Origin of the sequence: Polaromonas sp. YR568 (genome assembly GCF_900116715.1) — a bacterium.
Classification (GTDB): domain Bacteria; phylum Pseudomonadota; class Gammaproteobacteria; order Burkholderiales; family Burkholderiaceae_C; genus Polaromonas.
On sequence record NZ_FPBM01000002.1, the window covers coordinates 275,187 to 301,585 of the forward strand.

At 61.9% G+C, this 26,399-nt stretch carries 27 protein-coding genes; 6 read left to right on the forward strand and 21 right to left on the reverse strand.

Features of this window, described 5'->3' with window-relative positions:
• Positions 1–87 precede the first annotated feature (87 nt).
• Complete coding sequence (gene pobA, locus BM408_RS05810) at positions 88–1,257, forward strand: 4-hydroxybenzoate 3-monooxygenase (protein ID WP_092128503.1); 1,170 nt, start codon at positions 88–90, stop codon at positions 1,255–1,257.
• Here the strand turns inward: pobA and BM408_RS05815 are convergent.
• From BM408_RS05815 to BM408_RS05830, 4 genes are read right to left on the reverse strand one after another with little or no spacing between them, the layout of a single operon-like run.
• Positions 1,236–1,493, reverse strand: coding sequence for a hypothetical protein (locus tag BM408_RS05815; RefSeq protein WP_092127871.1), 258 nt, complete (start codon positions 1,491–1,493; stop codon positions 1,236–1,238). The genes pobA and BM408_RS05815 overlap by 22 nt on opposite strands.
• Positions 1,494–1,500: 7 nt before the next feature.
• Positions 1,501–1,704: a hypothetical protein gene (locus tag BM408_RS05820; protein WP_092127873.1), complete on the reverse strand. Its 204-nt coding sequence runs from the start codon at positions 1,702–1,704 to the stop codon at positions 1,501–1,503.
• A 54-nt stretch (positions 1,705–1,758) separates the two neighbouring features.
• Entirely contained in the window at positions 1,759–1,974 is a 216-nt protein-coding gene (locus BM408_RS05825) for a helix-turn-helix domain-containing protein (protein WP_092127875.1), read from the reverse strand.
• Positions 1,975–1,995: 21 nt separating this feature from the next.
• Positions 1,996–2,565: a DUF2975 domain-containing protein gene (locus BM408_RS05830; RefSeq protein ID WP_092127877.1), complete on the reverse strand. Its 570-nt coding sequence runs from the start codon at positions 2,563–2,565 to the stop codon at positions 1,996–1,998.
• A 237-nt stretch (positions 2,566–2,802) separates the two neighbouring features.
• On the opposite strand from BM408_RS05830, the gene BM408_RS05835 reads away from it, so the two are divergent.
• On the forward strand, positions 2,803–3,723 hold the full coding sequence (locus BM408_RS05835) for a CoA transferase (RefSeq protein ID WP_092127879.1): 921 nt from the start codon (positions 2,803–2,805) through the stop codon (positions 3,721–3,723).
• Positions 3,720–4,106 (forward strand): DUF1294 domain-containing protein, encoded by a 387-nt coding sequence (locus BM408_RS05840; protein WP_254774716.1) that lies wholly within the window; start codon positions 3,720–3,722, stop codon positions 4,104–4,106. Before BM408_RS05835 ends, BM408_RS05840 begins: the two co-directional genes overlap by 4 nt.
• A gap of 39 nt (positions 4,107–4,145) precedes the next feature.
• Here the strand turns inward: BM408_RS05840 and BM408_RS05845 are convergent, their stop codons facing one another.
• Together BM408_RS05845 and BM408_RS05850 are read right to left on the reverse strand one after the other, a co-directional pair.
• A complete protein-coding gene (locus BM408_RS05845; protein ID WP_092127883.1) occupies positions 4,146–5,051 on the reverse strand; it encodes a DMT family transporter in 906 nt (301 codons plus the stop codon).
• Between the two features lie 245 nt (positions 5,052–5,296).
• Complete coding sequence (locus BM408_RS05850; protein ID WP_254774717.1) at positions 5,297–6,142, reverse strand: hypothetical protein; 846 nt, start codon at positions 6,140–6,142, stop codon at positions 5,297–5,299.
• 271 nt (positions 6,143–6,413) lie between these two features.
• Between BM408_RS05850 and BM408_RS05855 the strand changes: the two genes are divergently transcribed.
• Both BM408_RS05855 and BM408_RS05860 read left to right on the forward strand, forming a co-directional pair.
• Positions 6,414–7,406 carry a Bug family tripartite tricarboxylate transporter substrate binding protein gene (locus BM408_RS05855; protein ID WP_254774718.1) on the forward strand — a complete coding sequence of 331 codons (993 nt, stop codon included), beginning with the start codon at positions 6,414–6,416 and terminating at the stop codon, positions 7,404–7,406.
• A 1-nt stretch (position 7,407) separates the two neighbouring features.
• Positions 7,408–8,406 carry an ABC transporter substrate-binding protein gene (locus tag BM408_RS05860; protein ID WP_092127887.1) on the forward strand — a complete coding sequence of 333 codons (999 nt, stop codon included), beginning with the start codon at positions 7,408–7,410 and terminating at the stop codon, positions 8,404–8,406.
• Between the two features lie 71 nt (positions 8,407–8,477).
• Here the strand turns inward: BM408_RS05860 and BM408_RS05865 are convergent, their stop codons facing one another.
• The 3 genes from BM408_RS05865 to BM408_RS05875 all read right to left on the reverse strand — a co-directional run bounded on the left by BM408_RS05865 (position 8,478) and on the right by BM408_RS05875 (position 13,745).
• Entirely contained in the window at positions 8,478–9,659 is a 1,182-nt protein-coding gene (locus BM408_RS05865; protein WP_092127889.1) for a rhomboid family intramembrane serine protease, read from the reverse strand.
• Position 9,660: 1 nt separating this feature from the next.
• Positions 9,661–11,268, reverse strand: a complete 1,608-nt coding sequence (locus BM408_RS05870) for a tetratricopeptide repeat protein (RefSeq protein WP_092127891.1) — start codon at positions 11,266–11,268, stop codon at positions 9,661–9,663.
• A gap of 65 nt (positions 11,269–11,333) precedes the next feature.
• The gene (locus BM408_RS05875; protein WP_092127893.1) at positions 11,334–13,745 is read right to left on the reverse strand and encodes a YgiQ family radical SAM protein; all 2,412 of its coding nucleotides are present in this window, start codon (positions 13,743–13,745) and stop codon (positions 11,334–11,336) included.
• Between the two features lie 167 nt (positions 13,746–13,912).
• On the opposite strand from BM408_RS05875, the gene BM408_RS05880 reads away from it, so the two are divergent.
• Positions 13,913–14,329, forward strand: coding sequence for a DUF2784 domain-containing protein (locus tag BM408_RS05880; protein ID WP_092127895.1), 417 nt, complete (start codon positions 13,913–13,915; stop codon positions 14,327–14,329).
• On the opposite strand, the gene BM408_RS05885 is transcribed toward BM408_RS05880, so the two are convergent.
• The 12 genes from BM408_RS05885 to ispC all read right to left on the reverse strand — a co-directional run bounded on the left by BM408_RS05885 (position 14,326) and on the right by ispC (position 26,395).
• A complete protein-coding gene (locus BM408_RS05885) occupies positions 14,326–14,670 on the reverse strand; it encodes an antibiotic biosynthesis monooxygenase family protein (protein ID WP_092127897.1) in 345 nt (114 codons plus the stop codon). The genes BM408_RS05880 and BM408_RS05885 overlap by 4 nt on opposite strands.
• Positions 14,671–14,720: 50 nt before the next feature.
• The gene (locus tag BM408_RS05890; RefSeq protein WP_092128507.1) at positions 14,721–15,905 is read right to left on the reverse strand and encodes a cytochrome P450; all 1,185 of its coding nucleotides are present in this window, start codon (positions 15,903–15,905) and stop codon (positions 14,721–14,723) included.
• Between the two features lie 94 nt (positions 15,906–15,999).
• Positions 16,000–16,803, reverse strand: a complete 804-nt coding sequence (locus BM408_RS05895) for a TrmH family RNA methyltransferase (protein ID WP_092127899.1) — start codon at positions 16,801–16,803, stop codon at positions 16,000–16,002.
• Positions 16,800–17,417 carry a ribonuclease HII gene (rnhB, locus tag BM408_RS05900; RefSeq protein WP_092127901.1) on the reverse strand — a complete coding sequence of 206 codons (618 nt, stop codon included), beginning with the start codon at positions 17,415–17,417 and terminating at the stop codon, positions 16,800–16,802. The genes BM408_RS05895 and rnhB overlap by 4 nt, the downstream gene beginning before the upstream one ends.
• Positions 17,389–18,519, reverse strand: coding sequence for a lipid-A-disaccharide synthase (gene lpxB / locus BM408_RS05905; RefSeq protein ID WP_092127902.1), 1,131 nt, complete (start codon positions 18,517–18,519; stop codon positions 17,389–17,391). Before lpxB ends, rnhB begins: the two co-directional genes overlap by 29 nt.
• A 96-nt stretch (positions 18,520–18,615) precedes the next feature.
• A complete protein-coding gene (gene lpxA, locus BM408_RS05910) occupies positions 18,616–19,428 on the reverse strand; it encodes an acyl-ACP--UDP-N-acetylglucosamine O-acyltransferase (RefSeq protein WP_092127904.1) in 813 nt (270 codons plus the stop codon).
• A 34-nt stretch (positions 19,429–19,462) separates the two neighbouring features.
• Positions 19,463–19,903 (reverse strand): 3-hydroxyacyl-ACP dehydratase FabZ, encoded by a 441-nt coding sequence (gene fabZ / locus BM408_RS05915; RefSeq protein WP_007866435.1) that lies wholly within the window; start codon positions 19,901–19,903, stop codon positions 19,463–19,465.
• Positions 19,900–20,964, reverse strand: a complete 1,065-nt coding sequence (gene lpxD, locus BM408_RS05920; protein ID WP_092127906.1) for a UDP-3-O-(3-hydroxymyristoyl)glucosamine N-acyltransferase — start codon at positions 20,962–20,964, stop codon at positions 19,900–19,902. The genes fabZ and lpxD overlap by 4 nt, the downstream gene beginning before the upstream one ends.
• Before the next feature lie 48 nt (positions 20,965–21,012).
• Positions 21,013–21,519: an OmpH/Skp family outer membrane protein gene (locus tag BM408_RS05925; protein ID WP_092127908.1), complete on the reverse strand. Its 507-nt coding sequence runs from the start codon at positions 21,517–21,519 to the stop codon at positions 21,013–21,015.
• On the reverse strand, positions 21,519–23,816 hold the full coding sequence (gene bamA / locus BM408_RS05930; RefSeq protein ID WP_092127911.1) for an outer membrane protein assembly factor BamA: 2,298 nt from the start codon (positions 23,814–23,816) through the stop codon (positions 21,519–21,521). Before bamA ends, BM408_RS05925 begins: the two co-directional genes overlap by 1 nt.
• A 13-nt stretch (positions 23,817–23,829) precedes the next feature.
• Positions 23,830–25,206 (reverse strand): RIP metalloprotease RseP, encoded by a 1,377-nt coding sequence (gene rseP / locus BM408_RS05935; RefSeq protein WP_092127913.1) that lies wholly within the window; start codon positions 25,204–25,206, stop codon positions 23,830–23,832.
• 1 nt (position 25,207) lies between these two features.
• Positions 25,208–26,395, reverse strand: a complete 1,188-nt coding sequence (ispC, locus tag BM408_RS05940; RefSeq protein ID WP_092127915.1) for a 1-deoxy-D-xylulose-5-phosphate reductoisomerase — start codon at positions 26,393–26,395, stop codon at positions 25,208–25,210.
• Positions 26,396–26,399 lie beyond the last annotated feature (4 nt).

Genomic DNA, 26,399 nt, shown 5'->3' on the forward strand with positions numbered 1-26,399 from the left:
GGCGCACGCCGGCCCTAGGCGCGACGGCCGCCGCCGCCTACCCTCAGGGCCAGTGAAACAAGGCTCAGTGAAGCCATGGAGACCAGCATGCGTGTACAGGTAGCGATCGTGGGCGGCGGCCCGGCCGGGCATTTGCTCGGCCAGTTGCTCTACAAAGCCGGCATTGACGCCATCGTGATCGAGCAACGCAGCCAGGCCTACGTGCTGGGCCGCATACGCGCCGGCGTACTCGAGCAAGGCACGACCGACCTGCTTGACGAAGTGGACGTGGGCGCGCGCATGCACCGGGAAGGCCTGGTGCACGGCGGCTTTGCGCTGGGCTTTGGCGGCGCGCACCACCGCATTGACCTGAACAAGCTCACGGGCGGCAAGAACGTGATGGTCTACGGCCAGACGGAAGTCACCCACGACCTGATGGACGCGCGCGCCGCCGCAGGCCTGGCCACTGCCTATGAGGCCGAGAACGTCAGCCTGCATGACTTTGACGGCCCCAACCCCAAGGTGCGCTATGTGCAGCATGGCGTGGCGCATGAGGTCGAATGCGACTTCATTGCCGGCTGCGACGGCTTTCACGGCGTGAGCCGCGCCAGCGTGCCGGCGGCGGCGCTCAAGACCTATGAGCGCGTCTACCCTTTTGGCTGGCTGGGCGTGTTGTCAGACACACCGCCGGTTTCGGAAGAGCTGGTCTACGCCAACCACGCGCGCGGCTTTGCCCTGTGCAGCATGCGCAGCCACACGCGCAGCCGCTACTACGTGCAGTGCTCGCTCGAAGACAAGGTGGAAAACTGGAGCGATAACGCCTTCTGGGACGAGCTGCGCAGCCGCCTGGCGCCCGAGCTGGCCGAAAGCCTGGTTACCGGCCCGTCCATTGAAAAAAGCATCGCCCCGCTGCGCAGCTTTGTGGCCGAACCCATGCGCTTTGGCCGCCTCTTCCTGGCGGGTGATGCGGCCCACATCGTGCCGCCCACAGGCGCCAAGGGCCTGAACCTGGCCGCCAGCGATGTGCGCTACCTGGCCCGGGCGCTGGCTGAGTTCTACGCCGGCAGCGAAGCCGGTATCAACCACTATTCAGACACGTGCCTGCGCCGTGTCTGGAAGGCCGTGCGCTTTTCATGGTGGTTCACCTCCCTCATGCACAAGTTCCCGGATGCGGGTGGCTTCGGCCAGAAGATCCAGGAGGCGGAGCTGGACTACCTGATCCACTCGCAGGCCGCGTCGACGTCGCTGGCTGAGAACTACGTGGGTTTGCCGCTCTGAGGTGAATCTGCCGCCGGGTCTTCGATCTGGCCGGCAAGGGCATCAAGACCGAGGTCAGGCGGGTCAGACGGCTCCGCCATTTCATACTGCGCCGGCAACAGCGGCTTGGGCCGCAGGTCAATCGCCGGTGAAAACATGGAGAACATGACAATCAGCACCGCCGCCAGCGACTGGTGGCGGTCTACCCAGCGCGGCTTGCGGGTGGGCTTGTCAGACGGCTCTTCCGGGGTGCTCATGGATGTTTTACTGCGTGGCGCGCCTGGCGCCGGGAACCAGGCATTGCGGGTCGTTGAAGGTGGCCGGGTTGGCGCGGTCACAGGGAATGCTGCAATTGCTCGCGCCACGGCAGGCTGACTTGACCGACTCCCGGGCGGTTTGATTCCAGTTGATGTCGGCGCAGGCGCCCAGCAAGGCGACCAGGGCTGCGGCAATGGCAAGGCGTGTCATGAGAAAGGCTCCGGAACGGTTTGATTGAAAAAGTTGACGGCGCTTCTTGCCGACTCAGGTGGTGTCGTCAGGCCGGGAAACAAGCAGGTCGCCCGGCTGGCAATCCAGAAATTCGCAAATCCGCATCAGCGTGTCAAAGCGCACGCCCTTGACCTTGCCCTGTTTGAGCAAAGACAAGTTGGCTTCGGTGATGCCGACATACGCGGCCAGGTCTTTGGACCTGGCTTTACGTTCTGACAGCATCACATCGAGTTTGACGACGATGGGCATGCGCGGAAGAGAAAGAAAACGCTAGACGAACTGCGCGTTCTCTTCAGCCAGCGCCACGGCCTTGGCCATCACGGCGGCGATCTGCCACACCATGCCGGCAAACAACAAGGTCAGCAGCTCATTGCTGCCAAAACCCAGCGACAGCGCGCGCTGCCCGGCCGGTGCGCCGGCCGTCAACACCACCGTGATCAGCGTGGACGAAACCACGCCCATCACCACGGAGGCAAAGATGCCTGCGGCAAAACCGCGCAGATATTTGACGGTGCGAAGGCTGAAATACTCGGCCTGCGAAAATCCCGAGAAGCAGCGCATAGCGCACACCAGCCCGTAAGACGCGCAGCACACGGGCAAAACACCCAGCACCACGGCCAGGCACTTTTGCCCCAGCGTGATGTCCAGAGCCGCGGCCTGCGAGGCCGATAGCGACAGGCCAGCCCGCAGCAACAGGCTCTCAACCGGCGTGCTCAGCAGGTGGTAGGCCACCGCCAGGGGCAAGGCCAATGCCAGCAATGCGCAGGCCCAAGCCAACACGCTGCTGATGCCCTGCACATCAGGCCCGGACTTGACCGTGGGAATGATGGTGTGTTTCATGGGAGCACCTCTTTGCCTTGTGAAGAGGATTCCATTGTTTCAGAATAATTTCTGTAAAACAATAATTAATAGCTTTAAAACAGAAATTAAGCAGCCTTAATGCAGTGTTTTGGCGACAAGCCCAAAACCCGGCAGGAAAAGGCCTGAGGTGGGTTTGGGGTAAATTGGCCTCACAAGCACCGGGACTGCCCGCGGGCGGCCCTTCCAAAAAGAGACATCCTCATTCCTGCCACCACCATGCCCACACCAACCGCCGCACGCAAAACTCCTTCCCTTCAGTCGCTCAAAGGCGTGCGCGTATTGAGCCTGGCGCTCAACCTGCCCGGCCCGGCGGCCCTGATGCGTTGCCGCCAGATGGGCGCCAGTTGCGTGAAGCTCGAACCCCCGCCGCCGCAAGGCGCACCGGCCGGTGCATCGGGCGACCCGATGAAGCACTACAACCCCACAGCCTATGCCGCGCTGCATGACGGCGTGCGCACGGGCCTGGCCGACCTCAAGACTGAGGCTGGCCAAAAGAAGCTGCACAGCGAGCTCGCCAAAACCGATGTGTTGATCACCTCGTTCAGGCCATCGGCGCTGGTCAAGCTGGGCCTGACATGGAAGGCCCTGCACAAGCAGCACCCACACCTGAGCCAGGTCGCCATCGTCGGCAGCCTGGGCGAGCGCGCCGAGGAGCCCGGCCATGACCTCACCTACCTTGCAGAAAACGACCTGCTCACCGGCCTGAATCTGCCCGCCACGCTGTATGCCGACATGGGCGGCTCGCTGATGGCCAGCGAGGCCGTGCTACAGGCCGTGATGCACCAGCGCAGCAAAGGCAAAGGTGTGTACCTGGAGGTCGCCCTTTCCGGCGCCGCAGCCTACATGGCCTTGCCCCGCGCCTGGGGCCTGACACAAGCCGGCTCGGCCGTGGGCGGCGGGCATGCGGGTTACCGCGTCTATGCATGCAAGGACGGCCGCGTCGCAGTGGCGGCGCTGGAGCCGCACTTCGCGGCCAGCCTGTGCGCGGCCGCAGGCGTTGAAGCATCCGGCATGAAGGCCATGTTTACACCCGCCACGCACGAAACGATTGAGGCCTGGCTCAAAACCCGCACGCGCAAGGAGCTGGACAAGCTCGCGGTGCAGCAGGACATACCGCTGCACACGCTGGCGCCGTGACGCGCACGCGCAGTTCCGGACTCATGCTGCCCGCCATCGCCGCCTACTGCGGCCTGGTGCTCTGGGCGGTTTGGCGCTCACTGCTGCCGTTGTGGATATTGCCAGCGTTGTTTGCGTTCAATTTGCTGACGTTCTGGATGTACTGGGTCGACAAACGCGCGGCGCAAACTGGCCAGTGGCGTACACCGGAAAGCACCTTGCAACTTCTGGCGCTGGCGGGCGGTTGGCCCGGTGCCTGGCTGGCGCAGCAGGTCTTGCGGCACAAGTCGAGCAAACAGCCCTTTCGGGCCGTCTACTGGTTGATGGCGGCATTGCATGGCCTGCTGCTTGGGGCCTGGCTGTTTTGGCCGCCGCTAAGAGCGTCGCTGACCGCCTGGCGGTAGATCCAGGCGATCAGGCAGCTCACCGTACCAGCGCGGCGCTCACGGGGTGCGCCGCGCCAGCACCAGCATTGCAGCCCCCAGCAACAAAGCTCCCACACCCTGCTGCGCTGTCAGCGGCTCGGCAAGCAGCCATGCCGCCGCAACGGCCGCCACCAATGCCTCCACCAGCGTGCCGATCACCGTCGCCGTGGGCGACAGCCTGCGCGCACCCCAGGCAAACGCCAGGTAGGCAATTGAGGTGGTGACGACGCCGGTGTAGCCCACCTGCAGCCAGGCGATGGTGTGCTGCGGCCAGGTGATGCCCTGCGCTACGGCAATGACCAGCATCAGCAAGGCAGCAGCGCTCATGCTCCAGGCCGAGGCCGTCACGGCAGGGATGTGCGAAGGCATGCGCGCATTACCCAGCACCACGAGTGCATAGAGGCCCGCCGACGCGAGAGACCAGGCCACGCCAGCCGCATAGTGAACAGGTAGGCTCAGCGCTTCACCCGGCCAGGCGATCAGGCTCACGCCGGTCAGTGCAAGGCTGAGCGCCAGCAGCAACCGGCCGCTGGCGCGCTCATAGCCGCGCAGCACCGACAGCAGCGCAACGATCACCGGCGCGCAGCAGATCGAGATCACGGTGGGCAATGCAGCACCGATATGGCTGACGCCGACAAACCAGCTGGTGACATTCATCGCCATGGCCAGGCCGGTGCCGACGACAAGCCCCCTGCTCCGCCAGGGCAAATGCCGCCACTGGGCATCCCTGGGCGCGGCGGTCATTTGCCGCCAATGCCACCACCACAACAGCGGCAAGCCGAGCGCAAAGCGCGCCAGAGACAGGCTGTAAGGCGTCATGCCCCCGGCCATTACAGACTGGGCAACCACGGCGCCCACACCCCACAAGACGCCCGCAAGCAGGACGCCACCCCAGGCCAAGGCGGCCGATGTTTGGGTTTTCATGAAAAAAGTTCTCCATCCGTGCGCCTGCCGCAAGCGGGGTCGCCGCAAGAAAAAAGCAGGCAGGCGCGTCAACTCAAGGTCGCACGCTGTTCAGCAGAACAGACGCAACCGATGGGCGCAGTCCGGCACCAAGCCGGATGCATCACAGAGTGACGGAGGGGGGAGAAAGCTGGAGGTGCATGGGACGAATGATAACGAAGGGCGAAACGCGGAAAGCCGGCGCGGCAAAAGCCCGAGTGCCGGGGTCAGGCAGACGCGGTTGCACGCGCTTGCCGGGGCCGCTCAAACACCAGCCGGACAAAGGCATACAGGGCCCAGAGCAGCAGCAAAGGAATCACCAGCGTCTGCAGCACAAAAATCACGATGAGCCGGATGATGTGCTCGGTGGCCTGCTCGGCTGCGCGCTTGAGGTTCTCGACGTGTTTGGTGACGTCGCCGTTTTTGGCCAGCCAGTCTTTCAGGGTGTCGACCATGCCGCGATTGTCGGGCGTTGCGGCGACGGCCGGGTTGAGCTTGCCGGTCTGGCCTGCCGTGCTGTCGATGAGCTGCTGGCTGGCGGCGTAATCGGCTGACAGGAATTTCTGCCATAGCAAGTCGCTGCCCAGGGTGACCACCGGCACGGCAAAACGCAGCATCAGCAAAATCACCAGCAGCCTGGAGAGCCACGAAGGCACTTGCGGCTGGCGCATGTAGCACCACCACCAGCCCAATGCCGCAGCACTCAGCGCGAACGACACTGGCCAGTAACTGCCGATGCTGATCAGCGCTTTCTGGATGCCGAAGGCGACGCTGGCCGCGAGCATCAAGTGCGAGAACTGCTCGACCAGGTCGTTGACGGGGTCCAGAATCTGCCCCGGCGCGAAGGTAACGCCCACGCCGAAAGGCTGCACCGAAGCCTCAGTGCCCTGCGCGACGGAGATCACCGCGTTGAGCAGCCTGGCGGTCGCAAAGCTCACCAATGCGCGCTTGAGTCCTGCATCAACCTGCTGCATGGCGGGTGCGTCCAGCGGGGCGAGCCAGGCGCAGGCCGTGAGGGCTGCCATGGTGAAGGCCACGAGGGCTCTTCGTACGGTCGTCATGGCAACAGACATTGGATCTCCTGCGGGTGTGAATCAGCGGTGCTGCGGCGATGCGTTTTGACCACCGCGGCGTGTGAAGCATCTTGCCAGAAAGACATGCAAAGACTTGTACCTGGGTGGCCCAGGCAGCTTTACAAAAGGGCTCGGGTTATTCCCTAGATGGCTCCGCGACATCGGAAATATCATAAGCATGCTTATTAATTTTCAGGCACTTTTCCGCATCGCTCACCGGCACCCTTTTCAGCCCCTCTTCAGCCTCTCTTCAACCCGCATGGACACGCCCATGAAGAACTTCCTGCCGCGCTTTTTTGGCGCCCTCTCCTGCCTGGCCTTGATCACATTGACCGCCTACGCCCCTCATGCTTCGGCGCAAGCGCAGGACTACCCCAACAGACCCATACGCCTCGTCATCCCCTACCCGCCCGGCGGCGGCAATGACACGCTGGGCCGGCTGGTGGCGCAGCGCCTTTCCGTTGCGCTGGGCCAGCAGGTCTATGTCGACAACAAGGCCGGCGCCGGCGGCAACCTGGGCACCGAACTGGTGGCACACGCCAAGCCCGACGGCTACACACTGACACTGGGTTTTGTCGCCAACATGGCGATGACGCCGCACCTGGGCAAGGTCAACTACGACCCCGTGAAAGACTTCGCCCCTGTCAGCATGGTGGCGCAGGGCTACCAGATCCTGGTGGTGAACCCGGCCTTCCCTGCCAAGACCGTGCCCGAGCTGGTCGCCATGGCCAAGGCCAAGCCAGGCTCGCTGAACTACGCATCCGGCGGCAACGGCTCACCGCTGCACCTGGTGGCCGAGCTCTTCAAACTCTCGGCCGGTGTCGACATCCAGCACATCCCCTACAAGGGCAGCAACCCGGCGGCCGCCGCCGTGCTGGGCGGTGAAACGCAGATGGTGTTTGGCGGCGTGGTGTCCAGCCTGCCTTTTGTCAAATCAGGCAAGCTGCGCGCACTGGCAGTGACTTCGCCCAAACGCATTGAAGCGGCGCCCGATGTGCCGACCATGGTGGAGCTGGGCTACAAGGGCGTGGAAGCCAGCTCCTGGTACGGCCTCTTCGCACCCGCCGGTACGCCGCCCGCCATCATCGCGCGGCTCAACAAGGAAATGGTGGCCCTGGGCAAAAACCCCGAGCACCGCGCACAGCTCGACAAGCAGGGCCAGGAGGCGGTGTACAGCACGCCTGAAGAACTGGCAGCTTATGTGAAGAGCGAATCCGACAAATGGTCCCGCGTGATCAAAACCGCAAAAATCGAGGCAGAGTAAATTGAATCCCCTTCCCCTGACCCTGGCCCTGGGCCCCTACGACCATACCCGCGACGTGACCGACGGCACGGTCCGCGTGGAAGGCGTGCAGCTGCGCACGCTGGACTTGCCGATTGAGGAAATCTTTTACCGCTTCACGCTGCACCGCGAATGGGACGTGTCGGAAATGTCCATGGGCAAGTACATCGCCTTGCGCTCGCAGGACGACACCAGCGTGATGGCGTTGCCGGTGTTTATCTCGCGCGCGTTCCGGCACTCGATGTTTTATGTGCGGGAAGGCAGCGCCATCAAACGCCCCGAAGACCTGCAGGGTAAAAAAATCGGCATCCCCGAGTGGGCGCAGACCGCCGGCATCTATGGCCGCGGCTACCTCAGCGACTATGTGGGCCTCAAGCTCAAGGACATCCAGTGGGTGCAGGCCGGCGTCAACGAACCCGGCCGCAAGGAGAAGGTCAAGCTCAAGCTGCCCGAAGGCATGCAGTACCGCAACGTGCCCGACAGCAGCCTCAACGAGATGCTGCTCAAGGGCGAGGTCGATGCCGTGATGTCGGCCCGCCCGCCCAACGCGCTGGGCCAAGGCATCGTCAGGCTGATGCCCGACTACCAGGCGGCCGAAGAGCAGTACTTCAAAGACACCAGCATCTACCCGATCATGCATGGCCTGGTGCTCAAGGGCCCGGTGCTGGAAGCCCACCCGTGGACAGGCATGAGCTTCGTCAAGGCCTTCACCGAAGCCAAAAACCGCTCCATCGAGCGCCTGTCGGACGTCACCGCTTCGCACGCACCGCTGGCCTGGCTGGCGGAATACACCGAGCGCATGCGCGGCATGTTCGGCGACGATTTCTTTCCCTACGGCATAGGTCCCGGACGCGGCGGCGACATCAACCGCGCCACGCTACAAGCCTTCCTGAAGTTCGGCTTTGAACAAGGCGTGTGCCACCGCAAGCTGGACGTGGAAGAACTTTTCCCGAAGCAGGTATTGGGCTCTTACAAGGTGTGATGGACGCGCGGCGGCTGAACGCGCCGCAGCCAGCGCCACACGCCCGGGATCAATGCCCGGGTCGCGGGCTATCAGGATTTTCCCGCTTTCGGTTCCGCCTTGGCAACCGGCGCCTTGATCAGCGCGAGCCGTGCCTGCTCGAGCATGTCCTTGTGTTTTGAGGCTTCGATAAAAGCAGCTTCGTCACCGGTTGACCAGCCTTTGAACGTTGCCTCCAGGAATGCCCGGCGGCTCTGCGGATACTGCTTCATCGCGGCCAACAAAGATGCATCGGGCATCGCCGGATTGATGGTGAAAGCACTCCACCGTTGCTCCACCGCCCGCCAGGCAGGAATGAGTTCAGCGCTCATCTGCGGCACCAGGTCTTTCGCGGGGATATCTTCTTCGAGTGCCTTGTTCATGAATGCCTCGAACCGCGCATTCAGCGGATTGATCTGCGATTCGTACTCGCGCGCAGCCTGCTGCAATGCCATGACTTCCGACCAGTAGTAAGGCGGTTTGGGCGCGTAAAACGTCCCGGCAGCGATGACGATGACCGCTATCAGGGATGCCGCCACAGGGGCAAGCCAGCCACTTCGCCTCGCATCTGCCTGGGAAGCCTTGGGCCGCAGCACCACGCCCAGCACGACACCGCACAGCAAGCCGGCAAGCAGGGAGCCAAAGTCCGCCGAGCCCTTGACAACGGCAAAGCCCAGAAGTCCAAGTAGCGGCAACAGGGCCAGTCCCCTCAGTATGGAAAGGTCCTGCCTTCGCGGCGCCCCTTCGGCCCCTCGCCACATGGCAATGAGAAGGCACAAGCCCAGGCCCAGCGCCGGTCCACCGGCACCCACACTCACGGTCATGAAATCACGAAAATAAAGCGTCGCCACGCTGCACAGCGCAGATACCAGCACAAACGAAAGCAAAAGACGCCAGGCGCCATAGGTACGCTCGAAAGCGCCTGAGACTACCCAGAAAAAGGGAATGAAGGTCACGAGGCCGATCACGGAGCCCAGTTGCAGTTTGGAGGCGACAAGCCGCCACCAATTTCCACTCTCCAGAGTGGTCGTGGCAGAGTTGCCACCCCATGTCAGCAAAGCATCATTGCCCGGAGTAAACCAGGTGCCGGCACTGTAGAGCATCACCGCAGTCAGGCCCAGCATCGCCAAAAGAATCAGCACTGTGCACCAGGCCCATGCAGGCCTGGGCTCTATCCGCGCATCGAGGGCTGCGGGCTGCGTGTCCGGCCGGGTGTCATCAAAGGCTGTTGCCATTTCAGCCCCCTTTCTTCAATGCGTCTATCCGCCGCAGGACCGTCTCGACCAGCTTGGGCTTGCCGTCTTGCCGGGCCAGCGCCAAAGCCCGCTGCAGCGCCGCTTGCGCACCTTGCGAGTCACCCATTTTTGCCAGTATCTCGGCATGCTCCAGCTCTGCCTTGGCCCCGTCCGCGAGCATGCCAACCTTGCCGTAGCCATCAATCGCACGCCGCACGGCCACCAGCGCTTCGGGCAAATTGCCGGCGTAACGCTGGCCACCCGCAATCATCAGGTCCGCCATGGCCACCTTGTCCTGGTGATTGATTTGCGCGAACAAATCGCGGCTTTGCTGGATCATCTCCAGGCCGGTGCGGATATCGTTCGCCGCGCCATGAATACGCCCGAGTTCGTATAGCCCTTGCGCGACGCCGGACTTCATGCCCGCCGCCTTGTAGAGCTCGATGGCACGCTCGGCTTCAGGCTTTGCCGCCTCAAACGCCGTGGGACGCAGCAGCGAGGCCAGACGCAGGCGCGCGCTGGCTTCATTGCCGGGTTGCTTGGTCGTCTCGCCCGCCTTGATGGCCGCGCGGTAAAAAACCTCGGCTTGTGGCCTGCGGCCGTCTATCCATTCGGCGTCACCCAGCGCCTCGCTGGCCAGGCCTTGTCCAACAAGCTGCGCATCAGCTTTGAAGGCCGCCTGTGCCTGGGTGGCCTGCTCACGCATGAGCTCCGCGTTGCCCATCAGACCGTGTAGCAAGGCCAACTTCAGCAGGACGTTACCCGTAGCGCCCGAGTCTTTGCTTTTGCGGGCTGCCGCCAGGGCGCGCTGGTAGAAAGCCATCGCTTCAGGCAGTTTGTACCGGGCAACGGAGAGCTCACCCAGCGCGAGCAGTGAATAGGATTCCGCCTCCGGGTTCAAGGCTGTCAAGGCACGGGCCAGGGCACGTTCGAAAAGCTGTTGTGCCGCCTGCAGGTTGCCGTCATCCATCGCCCGGCGGCCCTGTTGGCGCAAGGCCGTTGCTTCCGCGAGGGGTGAGCCTTGCGACTGGGATTGCTCCAGCAGGCTTTCGAGTTGGGAGGCCTTGGTTGCGGGATCTCCGCGACGGGTTCGCACGGCAAGGCTGGTGGCATTGAGCAAACCCAGGCTGTCGCCCGCGGCTGCCGACAGCTTGCGGGCGGCATCGGCTTGCGTTTGAGACGCTTCGGGTTGACCCAGCTGGTTGAGCATGTCGGCCATCTCCAGGCGAATCGTTCCTTGCCCACCAATGTTGCCTTCGATCTCGTAGAGCAAGAGGCTGCGGCGCAGCAGGCGCATGGCGGCGTCGCTGTTTCCGTTTTTGAGTTCGATCCGCGCAAGGTTATGCAGGGCTAGCGCCTCAATATCACGCATGCGTGTTGTTTTGGCCAGTTCCAGAGCCCTCCGGGCGGTGGAGCTTGCGGGTTCGGTACGGCCCTGGTCGAGCAAGGCGGCAGACTCGTTGACCAGGAGCAGAACCTGTTGCTCGTCGGCGGACAAAGTGCGCCCGACTTTTGCCTGATAGGTTTGCTGGACCTGCGCCAGGACGCTGCCACCGGCCGTACAAAGCAACACTGTCGCGATGAACAGCTTTGCGGAGCCTGTCTGCATGATTCCCCTCCTCATGATCTCTTTTATGCTCATCGAGCATTCTAGGAGGGATGTTGCTGCGGACCTTAACGCCCTGTCTTGCGTGGTTTGGCCGAACCAGTCACCCGTGGCGGAAGCCCGGTGTGCTGAGTCAGAATGCGCCCTTTGACCGGGGTGGCGCTCTTGAGTGAAACCCCGGAAGCAGAGGTCTTGCCAACCAGCGGCGTTGAATTCTTGCGCCGCGCACTGGTGTAGCTGCCGTCGGTCATCGGCTGGAAGGTCGGGATCAAATGGTGCTTGCCGTTGCCGATCAGGTCGGCGCGGCCCATGGCTTTGAGTGCTTCGCGCAGCACCGGCCAGTTGTTGGGGTCGTGGTAACGCAAGAACGCCTTGTGCAGGCGGCGGCGGCGCTCGCCGCGCACGATGTCCACCGTCTCGCTGTCGCGCGTGATCTTGCGCAGCGGGTTCTTGTTGGTGTGGTACATCGTCGTGGCCGTGGCCATCGGGCTGGGGTAAAAAGTCTGCACCTGATCGGCACGAAAGCCGTTTTTCTTGAGCCAGATGGCCAGGTTCATCATGTCTTCATCACTGGTGCCCGGGTGGGCGGCGATGAAGTACGGGATCAAAAACTGCTTTTTGCCGGCTTCGAGGCTGTACTTCTCGAACATCTGCTTGAACTTGTCATAGCTGCCGATGCCGGGCTTCATCATCTTGGTGAGCGGGCCCTGCTCTGTGTGCTCGGGCGCGATCTTGAGGTAGCCGCCCACATGGTGTGAGACGAGCTCCTTGACGTACTCAGGCGACTGCACGGCCAGGTCGTAGCGCAGGCCGGAGCTGATGAGAATCTTCTTCACGCCCTTCAAGGCCCGCGCGCGGCGGTACATCTGGATGAGCGGGTTGTGGTTGGTGTTGAGGTTGGAGCAGATGCCCGGGTACACGCAAGACGGCTTGCGGCAGGCGGCCTCGATTTCGGGCGACTTGCAGCCGATGCGGTACATATTGGCGGTTGGCCCGCCCAGGTCGGAAATCGCGCCGGTAAAACCCTTGACGGTGTCGCGGATCGCCTCGATCTCGCGGATCACAGAGTCTTCGGAGCGGCTCTGGATGATGCGGCCTTCATGCTCGGTGATGGAGCAGAAGGTGCAGCCGCCGAAGCAGCCGCGCATGATGTTGACGCTAAAGCGGATCATTTCCCACGCGGGGATCTTGGTGGCGCCGTCATGGCTGCCGTTTTCATCGGCATAGCGCGGATGCGGTGCGCGCGCGTAAGGCAAGTCAAACACGTAGTCCATCTCGGCCGTGGTCAGCGGGATGGGGGGCGGCGTGATCCACACGTCGCGCGCTGTAGCGCCTTCGCCGTGGGCCTGCACCAGGGCGCGGGCATTGCCGGGGTTGGTTTCCAGGTGCAGCACGCGGTTGGCGTGGGCATACAGCACCGCATCGCTTTTGACCTGATCGTAAGACGGCAGGCGGATGACAGAGCGATCGCGCGGCGGTACCTTGATCTTGCCTTGCGCGGTGTGCACCGTGGACGGCAGATTGGGATTAGCGACGAAGGTCAAGGGCTTGATGGCCGGGTTGGCTGCGGCGGGTTTGACGGCCTTGGCCAATACCGGTGAACGCTTTGCTTCGGCTTCAACGGCCACTTCAGCGGCTTCGTCTTCCCGCGCGCAGGTGGCGCCCTGCTCGCGCGCCTGGTCGGAAATCATCAAATACGGGTTGACGTGCGCCTCGACCCGGCCCGGTGCGTCAACGCTGGTGGAGTCGATCTCGAACCAGCCGTTGGCTGTCTCGTCGCCGGTGCGACGTATGAACGCGGTGCCGCGCACGTCGGTGATATTGGCCACCGGTTCTTTGGCCGCCAGGCGGTGGGCGATTTCGACAATCGCGCGTTCGGCATTGCCGTACAGCAGCAAATCGCATTTCGCATCCACCACCACGCTGCGGCGCACTTTGTCAGACCAGTAGTCGTAATGCGCGATGCGGCGCAGCGATCCTTCAATGCCGCCCAGGATGATGGGCACGTCTTTGTAGGCCTCGCGGCAGCGCTGCGAATACACCAGCGCCGCGCGGTCGGGGCGCTTGCCGCCTATGTCGCCGGGGGTGTAGGCGTCGTCGCTGCGGATCTTGTGGTCAGCCGTGTAGCGGTTGATCATCGAGTCCATGTTGCCGGCGGTAACGCCGAAAAACAGGTTGGGCTTGCCCAGCACCCGGAAGGGGTCGGCGCTTTGCCAGTCGGGCTGGGCGATGATGCCGACGCGAAAGCCTTGCGCCTCCAGCATGCGGCCGATGACGGCCATGCCGAAGCTCGGGTGGTCCACATAGGCGTCGCCCGTGACCACGATGATGTCGCAGCTGTCCCAGCCGAGCGCGTCCATTTCGGCCCGGCTGGTGGGCAGAAATTTGGCCGTGCCGAAGCGAGCCGCCCAGTACTTGCGGTAACTGGTGAGCGGCTTGGCGGCACGCGTAAAAAAGGAGACGTCGACGGGGGCGTTCATGGGCTTTGGGGTAACCCTCCATTGTAAGGTTTACCCTGAGTTTTGCCTCTTTATTCGGCATTTAAGCCCTACAAATGCCTGCTCATGCACGATTGGCATGTTTAAAGTGGCCCCACGACCACGAATGGCCGCGAATAATCGCGCTTTTGCGGATTTCTCACACGTCCATGAGCCCTTTCACCGCCGCCCTCCTCGCTGACTCGATTTTGGTGCTGCATGTCGCCATCGTCGCCTTTGCCGTGCTCGGGCAATTGCTATTCATGGCCGGCGGCTGGCTCGGTTGGGCCTGGGTGCGGATTGCGTGGGTGAGGCTTGCGCATCTGGCGCTGATCGGCTTTGTGGTGGTGCAAAGCTGGCTGGGCGAGATCTGCCCGCTCACGATATGGGAGCAGTCTTTGCGGTTGCAGGCCGGGCAAAGCAGCTATGGCGGCTCGTTCATTGAGCACTGGCTGTCGCGGCTGATCTTTTTCAACGCGCCTGGCTGGGTGTTCATGGCGGCGTACACCGCGTTCGGCGTGCTGGTACTGCTGAGCTGGTGGTGGTGGCCACCCCGCTGGACGCGCGCCACGCCCCGCAACGCCTAGCCGTGTAGTTCGCGGCTGTCTGCGGGCGCCTGGTCGCGCTCGTTGAGGCCGTAATCACGCAGCACATGGGCTACGCGCAAACGATAGTCTTCAAACACGCCGCCACGGCCGCGGCTTTGCGCCTTGCGGTGCGATTCCAGCCGGCGCCATTCCAGCACGGCGGCCTCGTCCCTGAAGAATGACAGCGACAGCAGCTTGCCTGGGTTGCTCAGGCTTTGAAAGCGCTCGATGGAGATAAAGCCGTCGATCTTTTCCAGCTGGGGTTTGAGCGCCGCAGCGATATCGAGGTAGGTTTGCTTGTTGCCTTCTGCAGGCTGCACTTCAAAAATGATGGCAATCATGGTGGGCTCTTCTTTTGGTGATGATGATGGCAGTGCTTGGGATGGTGGCATCAATCCACAAACACCGGAATCCGGGCATTCATGGAGGGCCGGTACTGCCAGCTGAAAGATGAAACCGCCTGCAGCCGGCCAGACGCCAGCAAGCTTTTGATGGCAGCCGCCGCGATCTGGCAAGCCAGCGCCTGGCCGGGGCACTGGTGCGGGCCACGGCCAAAGCCGGGTACATCACGGTCCGGCCGGTCCAGCAGAAACGCATCTGGCCTTACGTTACACAGGGGGTCGCGGCCCGCGGCGGCCAGCACCAGCAGCACCACGTCGCCCGTTTGCAGTGAAACACCCGCCACCTGAGTGGCTTCGGCCACAAAGCGGCGTGTGTTGTGGATGGAGGGGTCGAAGCGGCTGACTTCGTTAACCATCTGGAGCAGTTGGCCGGGCTCCCGGCTCATCGCTTCGAGCAGCCCAGGCTGCGTTGCCAAAGCGATGATGCTGTTGCCGATGAGGCCCGCCGTTGCTTCGTAGGTCTGCGACAGCAAGCCGACCGCGTTGGCCAGCAAAGCATTTGCGTCGTGCCAGCCAACTTGTATTGCCTCGTGCTGCAAGCGTGCCAATGCGCTGCCCGGATGTGCACTGGCGTCCCGAACCAGCTCAGCGAACCGTGCCAGCAAAGCCGATGCGGCTTCGGCAGACGCCGTCAGTTGGGCCGGTGTGCTGACAGGCGAAAGACAGGCCACAAAATCGGCCATCCAGCGCGCCACCTGGGGCAATTCAGCGTCGGCAAAACCCAGCATATCGGCCACTGCCATCACGGGCACCTCAAACATCCATCGCGAAAGGGCTGCACCGCGTAGCGGCCCCTGCCCCGCCTGTGTGGCCGCCAATGCCTCCGTGCGCGCCTGAACATGCCTGAGATCCACGCCTGCCAGGAAGCGCTGCAATGCCAGCTTGGGCACATCGTGCCGCACGCCCTCGTTCATGCGCACCAGGTGGCCAAACACCTCGCCGGAGGCCGAACCCATGATGGCGGCGGGCACCGGCTCCGCTGGAGGGCGGACGTGGCAGGCGGCGTTGCCGAGAACTGCTTTCACGCTGGCAGCGCTGCTGGCAATCCACAGCTTGCGCGGTGCGTCAAATACCAGCGCGGGGCCCGCGACAAGCGCGGCGTAGTACGCATAAGGGTCGCGGTGGGAAGATGCCGCAAGGATATGGTCGACGGGAACGTGTGGTTCGGAATTCATGCGGACCATTTTTGCCCGGAACCAGGCCGCCATGCTTCGTTTCAGAACGAAGCGTTGAGGCGCCCGCGATGGGCAGGTGGCCCCTCGCCGGGGCTCAGGGTGTGCGCACTGCGCTCAGCGAACTTGCGTACAGGCAGATGGCGGCAGCGGCTGCGACATTGAGCGACTCTTCACCGCCGGGTTGGTCAATCCGGACCTTGAACGCCGCCTTGGCCATCAGGCCCTCGCTGACGCCCTGCCCTTCGTGGCCCATGGCCCAGGCACAGGGCATGGGCAGCTTCTGCTGGTGCAGAAATTCGCCTTGGTGCGAGCTGGTGACCACAACGGGAACCGCCAATGCACCCAACGCCTCGGGGTCAACCCCCTCCACCAGCTGCAACGCAAAATGGGCGCCCATGCCGGCCCGGAGCACCTTGGGCGACCAGAGTGCCGCCGTACCCTTCAAGGCGATGATCTGCGTGAAACCGAAGGCTGCCGCGCTGCGCAGAATGGAGCCAACGTTGCCGGCGTCCTGCACCCGGTCGAGGATCACCGAGGCGGCGCCTGGCTGCAGGCCGGGTGTTTCGGGCAAGTCCAGCACAAAGCCCATGCGGGCGGGCGACTCCAGGCCGCTGATTTCAGGCAGCAGCGAATCGGCGATTACTATGGTTTTGATAGCGGCTTGCGCCCATTCTGTGTGCGCCAGGGGCCAAAATGACTCAGAAAATAGAGCCAGAGCGGGTTTCAGGCCCCGCGCAAGCGCAGCGCGGCACAGATGGTCGCCCTCCAGCCAGATACGCCCTTGCTTGCGGTAGGCCGTACTGTCCTGCGAGAGCTTGCGCAGCTCCTTGATCAGCGGGTTGTCGCGTGAAGTGATGTGCGTAACTGCGGCGGATGGCGCTGCGCCCGCGAAGCTCACCGCAAGACCTCGGCCACCGGGGCGAAGGACCTGCGGTGCTGGGGGCAGGCGCCATGCTCACGCAAGGCCGCCAGGTGCTCGGCCGTGCCGTATCCCTTATGGTCGGCAAAGCCGTATTGCGGGTATTCAAGGTGAAACTCGGCGCACCAACGGTCACGGTGCACCTTGGCCAGAATGGACGCAGCCGAGATGGAAGGCACGAGCGCGTCGCCTCCCACGATGGCCTCGGACAGAATGACCAGCGTCGGCAAGCGGTTGCCGTCGACCAGCACTTTGTTGGGTTTCAGGCGCAGGCCTTCTACCGCGCGCTTCATCGCCAGCATGGTGGCCTGCAGGATGTTGATGCTGTCGATCTCTTCCACCGTGGCCAGTGCAATCGAGCAGCACAAAGCCTTGGCGCGAATTTCGTCATACAGCTTTTCGCGGCGCAAGGCCGTCAGCTTCTTGGAGTCGGCCAGGCCCTTGATGGGATTGAGTTCATCGAGAATGACGGCGGCAGCCACTACGGGTCCCATGAGCGGCCCGCGGCCGGCTTCGTCAACGCCCGCCACCAGGCCCGGGGTATCCCAGGACAGCGGGGTTTGCTCAGCGTTCAAGAATTTTCTGGATCGCATCGGTCGCCAGTTTGGAAGTATCGCGCTGCAGCTCGGCATGCAGCGCCGTAAAGCGTTGTTCGACTGCCGCTATTTTGGCAGGTGCCGACGATTTTGCCTCTACCCATTGCAGCATGGCTGCCGCCAACGCTTCGGGCGTGGCCGCGTCCTGCAGGAGCTCGGGCACCACAAAGTCCCGGCACAGGATATTAGGCAGGCCTACCCAGGGCTGCAGCTTTTTGCGCCGCATGATCTGCCAGGACAGCCAGTTCATGTTGTAGGCGATCACCATGGGCCGCTTGAAGAGTGCCGCCTCCAGCGTGGCGGTGCCGCTGGCGATCAGGGTGGCATCGCAGGCCTCCAGGGCGGTATGGGACTGGCCGTCAAGAATCTGCAGGCGGTCGCGCATGCCCGCTTCGCCGGCGATGCGCTCTATCACGCCCTTTAGCGCGGGAATAGCCGGCACTATGAATTTGATAGCTGATTGCGCATGTTGTATCAGCGCTGCGGCCTGAAAGAACCTCAAGGCCAGGTACTGAATCTCTGATTTCCGGCTTCCCGGCAAAATCGCGATCACCGTGTCCTCGTCCCCCAAGCCCAGTTTGCGCCTTGCAGCGGCACGGTTGGGCTGCAGGGGGATGACGTTGGCCAGCGGATGCCCGACATAGGTAGCTGCAATCCCATGGCTGGCCAGCAAGGCGGGTTCAAACGGAAAGATGCAGAGCACGTGGTCTACGCTGCGCCGGATTTTCTCGACACGGTCTGCGCGCCAGGCCCAGATGGACGGACTCACAAAATGAACCGTTTTAATGCCTTGGGCCTTGAGAGCCGCTTCCAGGTCGAGGTTGAAATCGGGCGCATCCACACCGACGAAGATGTCGGGCTGCTGGCCGAGCAGGCGCTGCTTGAGCTGCTCGCGTATGCCCACAATCTCGCGGTAGTGGCGCAATACCTCGACGTAGCCGCGCACCGCCAGCTTCTCGCTGGGCCACCAGGCTTCAAAGCCGCGCCTGGCCATTTGCGGCCCGCCAATACCGGCAGAGCTGAGGGACGGCCAGCGGGCCTTGAAACCGTCGAGCAGCAGACCCGCCAGCAGGTCTCCGGAGGTCTCGCCTGCCACCATGGCCACATTGGGCGCGCGGGCAGCTGGTAACCCCGGCATGGGGTCGTCAGCCTCTCTACGGGCTGGCAGAGGGCTGGTCTCAAGAGACATGGAGCCTTACCGGACGATGCCGCGCTGCGGCGAGGTTTGCTCCAGAAAGGAGAGCATCATCTGCACATCAGGAGCCGCTTCCGGCTGCTTTGCAGTCAGTTCGGCAATTCTTGCCCGGGACTGCTCGAGGGTGAGGTCATCGCGGTACAGCGCCTTGTGCATGGCCTTGACGGCGGAAATCCGCTCCGGGGAGTAACCGCGCCGGCGCAGGCCTTCAAAGTTCATGGAGCGGGCTTCGGCAGGCTGGCCTTGCGCCATGACAAAAGGCGGCAAATCGGCAAACAGCAAAGAGCACATGGCCGTCATGCTGTGCGCGCCCAGCCTGACAAACTGGTGCACCACCGTGAACCCGCCAAGAATCACCCAGTCACCCACATGCACATGGCCGGCCAGCTGGGAGTTGTTGGCAAAAATGGTGTTGTTGCCTACCGAGCAGTCATGCGCCAGGTGCACGTAGGCCATGATCCAGTTGTCATCGCCCACGCGCGTCACACCGGTGTCGCCGGGTGAGCCGATGTTGAAGGTGCAAAACTCGCGAATGGTGTTGCGGTCGCCGATCACCAGCTCGCATGGCTCGCCCGCATATTTTTTGTCTTGCGGAATGGCTCCCAGCGAATTGAACTGGAAGATCCGATTGTCACGGCCTATCGTGGTGTGACCTTCGATCACACAATGGGCGCCTATCGTGGTGCCGGCGCCGACCTTCACGTGCGGCCCAATGACGGTGTACGGCCCGACACTCACCGACTCATGGAGCTGGGCTTGCGGGTCCACAATCGCCGTGGCGTGAATGCCCGGCGTGGAAGGAGATGCCGTCATGTCGCGTCTGCCTTGATCTTCGTCACAACCCGGCTCACGCTATTGTGCGCATGGTGCACATCAACTCGGCTTCGCAGGCTACCGTGTCACCTACACGGGTGACGCCCTTGAATTTAAAAATGCCGGCCTTCATGCGGTCCAACGTGACGTCCATGATCAACTGGTCGCCGGGCTCCACCGGGCGCTTGAAACGCGCTCCGTCGATACCCGCGAAGTAATAAACCGTTTTGTCGTCAGGCGTCACGCCCAGCGTTTCAAACGCCAGCAAGGCGGCGGCCTGCGCCATGGCTTCAAGCATCAGCACACCGGGCATCACCGGGTGATGGGGGAAATGCCCCATGAAAAAAGGCTCATTGATCGTGACATTTTTAAGTGCCTTGATGCTTTTGCCTTTTTCGATTTCCAATACGCGGTCCACCAGCAAGATGGGGTAACGGTGCGGCAGCTGCTTGAGAATTTGGTGGATATCCATCATGATTTTTCTTGAATGTGTCCTGAATGCAGAAGAGCTTTTTCAGCCTGCCGCAAGCGTTCACGAAACGTGTGAAGCTGCTTGAGCGTGGCGGCATTTTTCTCCCAGACAGCATTGTCGTCTATGGGAAAGAGGCCGGTATAGTTTCCGGGCTTCAAAATCGATCTCGTCACGACCGAGGCCGCCGAGATATGAACGCCATCGGCCAGTATCAAATGGCCCAGCACAATCGCCCCCCCGCCTACCGTGCAGTGCGCGCCTATGGTGGCGCTACCGGCAACACCGGCGCAACCGGCCATGGCAGTGTGCTTGCCCACCCGGACGTTGTGCCCGATCTGGACCAGGTTGTCCAGCTTGACGCCGTCCTCCAGCACCGTGTCTTCCAACGCACCACGGTCAATACAGGTATTGGCCCCGATTTCCACGTCGTTGCCGATGAGCACGCCGCCGAGTTGCTCAATCTTGATCCACTGCCCCTGGTGAGGCGCAAAACCAAATCCATCGGCGCCAATCACCGCGCCTGGATGCACGATGCAGCGCTCTCCGAGGCTGCAGCCATCGGCCACCGTGACGCGTGCCGACAGACGGGTGCCAGCCCCGATCCGGGCATGCCGGCCCACGACGCAATGCTCCGCGATACGTGCGCCATCGCCAATCACCGCACCGTCCGCTATACAGGCAAACGCGCCGACGGATGCCGTCGGCGACACAGTGGCGCCGGGATCAATAAAGGCGGTGGGATGTATGTATGGCGCCGATTCAGCGGATTGCCGCCGCTTCCAAAACTGGGTGACCAGCGCGAACGCATGGTAAGGGTCATCAGCCACGATGCAAGAACCCCGGCTGACAGCCGCCTCACGGGCGGCAGGCCCTACGATGACACAGGCTGCCGCAGAATGCGCCAGCTTGGCCTGGTATTTCGGGTTGCTGAGGAAGCTCAGGTCGCTGGGTCCGGCGGCCTCCAAAGTAGAGAGCCGCTTGATGAGGACACCAGGATCGCCGATCAATTCGGCATTGACTGCCTCTGAGAGGAACTGGGCGATATCGGCAAGACGGAGCGTCACACTGCGCCTGCCGTTTTCACGATGGTGAGCGTCGTGAACACCCCGCCATCAACGCGAAGCGTTCAGCGCCTTGATCACCTTGTCGGTGATGTCATGCTTGGGATTGACGTACACCGACTCCTGGAGAATCAGGTCGTATTTTTCGGTTTCAGCCAGCGTCTTCACCACTTTGTTGGCGCGCTCAATCACTTGCTGGAGTTCTTCATTTTTACGGGTGTTCAGGTCTTCCTGGAATTCACGGCGCTTGCGCTGGAAATCGCGGTCCTGATCGACCAATTGTTTTTGGCGGGTAGCGCGCTGGCTTTCGGGCAGCGTGGGGGCTTCGCGCTCAAACTTGTCCGACAGTGTTTTCAGCTGGGTAGCGAGGTCATTGAGTTCTTTTTCCCGCTTGCTGAACTCTTGTTCGAGTTTGGTCTGGGCGGTCTTGGCCGAATTGGCTTCGCGGAAAATCCGATCCAGATTCACAACCCCGACCTTGAACTCCTGCGCACTCGCGGAGAAGGCCGCAAGAGCAACAAAGAGGCCCAGGAAAATTTTGCTTGAAAGATGCTTCATTAGAAAGATGTACCAATTTGGAATTGCAACCGCTCTATTCTATCGCCAGGCATTTTGCGGAGCGGCGTCGCAATGGCTATCCGTAAAGGCCCCACCGGGGAAATCCAGCTGATACCGATACCTGTTGATACCCTCAGGTCGTTCAAGCGGTATGGATCTTTTTCCCCGAATACGTTACCGGCATCCACAAAACCGTACAAGCGCAAGGTCCTGTCATTGCCTGCGCCCGGGAACGGCGCGATGATTTCAGCGTTCAGGGTCAGCTTTTTCGGTCCGCCAATCGCCAGGTCGGAGGCGTCCCGAGGACCCAGCGACCCTTGTTCGAACCCTCGAACCGATCCAAGACCGCCCGAGTAGTAATTCTTGAAAAGTGGGTATGGCTGGCCATTCAGCCCCTTGCCCCAGCCAAATTCGCCGTTCAGGGCGATGGTGAACTGCTTGTTCAGGGGGATGTATTGCTGGACCTGGTAATTGGCACGCACAAACTTGATGTCACCTGCCACGCCCCAGTCCCCATAGACGCGCTGGTAGCGGCCGGAAGTAGGCACCAGTGAGCTGTCACGGCTGTCGCGCGACCACCCAACCGTCAGTGGGATCGAGTCACTTTTGTAACCAAATTGGTTGGCATAGGTCTGGTAGCTGGTCGGCAGGTTGGTGCCGGGGACAATCGTCAGCTGCTCATAGCCGCTGCCAAAATAAACCGTGTCGTTTTCGGTGAACGGAACACCGAAACGGATGCTGGCACCACGCGTTTTCAGGGAGTAGTCACCGCCCTGGCCGGACAAGGGCTTGGACGTCCGGTCATAGACGTCAATGGTGCGCGAAATCCCGTCTGCCGTGAAGTACGGGTCAATCGTGCTCAAGACGATCTGGCGATTTGACTTGCTGGTGTTGACCTCGATCCCGAGGTAGTTGCCGGAACCGAAAACGTTTTCCTGCTTGATACCGAACATCAGGGCAATGCTGTCGGCACTGGAATAACCCGCACCCAATTGCAGATTGCCGGTCGGCTTCTCAACCACATTCACTGTCACGTCGACCTGGTCGGCGGTGCCGGTCACCTCTTGCGTGTCCATGTTCACTTCGGTGAAGAAGCCAAGGCGGTCAACGCGATCGCGTGAAAGGCGGATCTTGTCGCCGTCGTACCAGGAGGATTCGAACTGGCGGAACTCACGCCGCACCACTTCGTCACGCGTGCGGTTGTTACCCGCCACATTGACGCGACGCACATAAGCCCGGCGGGAAGGATCGGCTTGAAGCACAAAAGCCACGCGGTTGTTGCTGCGGTCGATTTCAGGTACCGCCTCAACGCGGGCAAAGGCAAAGCCGAACGTACCAAAGTAGTCGGTGAAGGCCTTGGTGGTTTCCGCCACCTGGTCGGCGTTGTACGGCTCACCTGGCTCAATCTTCACCAGGGTTTTGAACTCTTCTTCCTTGTTCAGGTAGTTGCCTTCGAGCTTGACGCCCGACACCACAAAGCGTTCGCCTTCCGTGACATTGACGGTAATCGCAATGCTCTGCTTGTCCGGCGAAATTGCAACCTGGGTGGAGTCGATTTTGAACTCGAGGTAACCGCGCGACAGATAGTAGGAGCGCAATGTTTCAATGTCGGCATTGAGCTTGGTGCGCGAATAACGATCGGACTTGGTATACCAGCTCAGCCAGCCGCCCGTGTCGAGGTCAAACAGCCCCAGCAACGTGGACTCGCTGAAGGCCTTGTTGCCGGTGATGTGGATTTCCTTGATCTTGGCCACTTCACCTTCAACGACACTGAAGGTCAGATTGACGCGATTGCGTTCAATCGGGGTGACCGTGGTGATCACTTCAACGCCATACAGGCTCTTGTTGATGTACTGGCGCTTGAGCTCCTGCTCGGCCTTGTCGGCAAGCGCTTTGTCGAAGGGCTGGCCATCGGCGATGCCGGCTTCGCGAAGCGCTTTCTTGAGCGCATCTTTCTCAAATTCTTTGGTTCCGACGAAATCCACATCGGCCACGGTGGGACGCTCTTCCACAATCACCACCAGCACGTCGCCGCTGACTTCAAGCCTCACATCCTTGAACAGGCCCAGACCGAACAGCGCCCGAATGGCGGTGGTGCCTTTGTCGTCGTTATAGGTTTCACCGACACGAAAGGGAAGCGACGCAAAAATGGTTCCTGGCTCTACGCGCTGCAGACCTTCAACCCGGATATCACGAACGGTGAAAGGGTCTACGGCCCAAGCGGAACTGGCGGCAAAAAGACCGGCGGCGATGGCGCAAACTGCACGAACTTTGAAACGATTTATTTGTTTTTGCATGAAATGTATGGAGTTAGCCCAAAAGCCGGGTGACATCGTTAAACAGGGCAACGCACATCATGCCCAGCAGGATTGCAACGCCACCGCGCTGCAACCGGTCCATCCAGGCGTCAGACACGCCCCGGCCGGTGATCGCCTCCCAAAGATAATACATCAGGTGCCCCCCATCCAGAACCGGCAGCGGGAGTAAATTCAGGACGCCCAGACTGACGCTGATGAGGGCAAGAAACACCAGGTAAGTGCTCCAGCCAAGGCTGGCTGATTTACCCGCGTAATCGGCAATGGTGAGCGGCCCGCTGAGGTTTTTTAACGAAGCCTCTCCGGTGATCATTTTCCCCATCATCCGAAGCGTGAGCATGGACACCTGCCAGGTGCGGACAGCGCCCTGCCACAGGCCATCGAAAAATCCATACCGCACCGTCACGAGTTCCGGTGGTGCCCCTACATAGGCGTCTATGCGAGGCGTTGGCGTTCCATTGAGCTGTTTGAGCTGGGGCGTCACCTGCAGCGCCAGTGTCTCGCCGTCGCGGTTGACTTGCCAGTTCTGGGAGGCAAGTGGGAGATTGGCCGCATCGGCCGGCCGGGCCGACGTACGGATCACCTCACGCAATTGCTGGCCGTCCACAATGGCCGTCTCCCCCACGCGGAGCACCTCGTCGCCTGCACGCAACCCGGCTTTCTCGGCCGCTCCTCCGACCATGACCTCGCCAATCACGGGTCGCGTCCAGGGGCCCAGGATGCCGATTTTGCGGAACAGCTGGGCATCGGCTTCCGCGGCGCCCAGGGTGCTGAGCGCCAACCGCACTGTTTGGCCCGGATTTGCCGAGCCCTCCCCCATCACCAGCATGAGATCACGCCCGTCGAGCGCCCCCTGGGTCAGGCGCCAGCGCAGATCCTCAAAGGACCGGACAGCCTGAAGTTCATCGCCCTCAAAAGCGGCCTGCTCAACGGTTTCGTGGCCGCGAAGCCCTGCTCTTTCAGCCACGGAGCCGGCCAACGGACTGGCCAGGACGGCTTTGGGCTCTTGCAAGCCACTCCAGTTAACGATGGCGTAAAGCAGCACCGCCAGAAGAAGGTTGGCCGCCGGCCCGGCTGCGACCACGGCGGCCCGGGATTTGAGCGGCTGGGTGTTAAAAGCCAGATGGCGCTCAGCCGGATCGACCGGCGCCTCGCGCTCATCCAGCATCTTGACGTAGCCCCCCAGGGGCAGCATGCCGATGGAAAACTCGGTCGATTTGTTCTTCAGCCGCCAGGTGTAAAGAGGCTTGCCAAATCCGATGGAAAACTTCAGCACCTTGATGCCGCACGCCACGGCAACACGGTAATGGCCGTACTCATGCACGGCGATCAGGATGCCCAGCGTTACAACAAAGGAAATCATGGTCAGCATGTCATGCCTCCAGTTGTCCGGCAATTTGAACGGCAACACGGCGAGCCTGCTCATCCAGTGCGAGCAGGCCTTCGATATCACTCGCTTCAGAGACGCTAATCGCCTCTAAAGTTGCGTGATTTACATGGTGAATGTGATCAAACCTGATTCGTTTGTCCAGAAAAGCCGCAACGGCCACCTCGTTGGCGGCATTCAGCACTGCCGTACTGCCCGCCGGGCCGTTCAAGACCTGCCAGGCCAGGGGCAGCCCGGGAAAGCGGTCATCGTCCGGCACTTCAAATGTCATGGTGGCCAGCGACCTGAAATCCAGCGCCTTGGCCCCCGAAGTAACCCGATCAGGCCAGGCCAGGCCATAGGCGATCGGAACGCGCATGTCAGGCGTTCCCAACTGCGCCACCACCGAGGTGTCACGGTATTGCACCATGGAGTGGATGATGCTCTGGGGGTGGATCACCACCTCGATTTGAGCCGGCGCAAGACCAAACAGGAATTTGGCCTCGATGACCTCCAGGGCCTTGTTCATCATCGTCGCCGAGTCGACCGAGATTTTCCGGCCCATGACCCAGTTGGGATGGGCGCAGGCTTCGTCAGGCGTCACGTTGCGCAGGCTGGCGGCATCGCGCGTGCGAAACGGCCCGCCCGACGCAGTGAGGATGATTTTTTCGACGCGTTGAGCCCAGGTGGCGGAGTCTTCGGGCAAAGACTGAAAAATGGCTGAATGCTCGCTGTCGATGGGGAGCAACTTGGCCCCTCCCTCGCGAACAGCCTGCATGAACACTTCGCCTCCGACCACCAGAGCTTCCTTGTTGGCCAGCAAAAGGCGCTTGCCGGCTTTTGCCGCAGCCATGCACGGCGCCAGCCCGGCGGCGCCCACGATGGCGGCCATAACAGCGTCCACCAATTCGTGAGACGCAATCATTTCGAGAGCATCTTGACCATGTAGAACCTGGACAGGAAGCTGGTTTGACTTGATTTTTTCCGCCAATTGGCGCGCGTGTGGCTCACTCGCCATCACTGCATACTGCGGTTTGAACTGCACACACTGCGCCAGCATCAAATCAATTTGTGTGGCGGCGCTCAGCGCGAATACTTCGAAGCGCTCGGGATGACGTGCAATCACGTCGAGCGTATTGACACCTACGGACCCCGTAGAACCCAGGACGGTAACCCGCTGCTTTTTGAACGCCATGCCA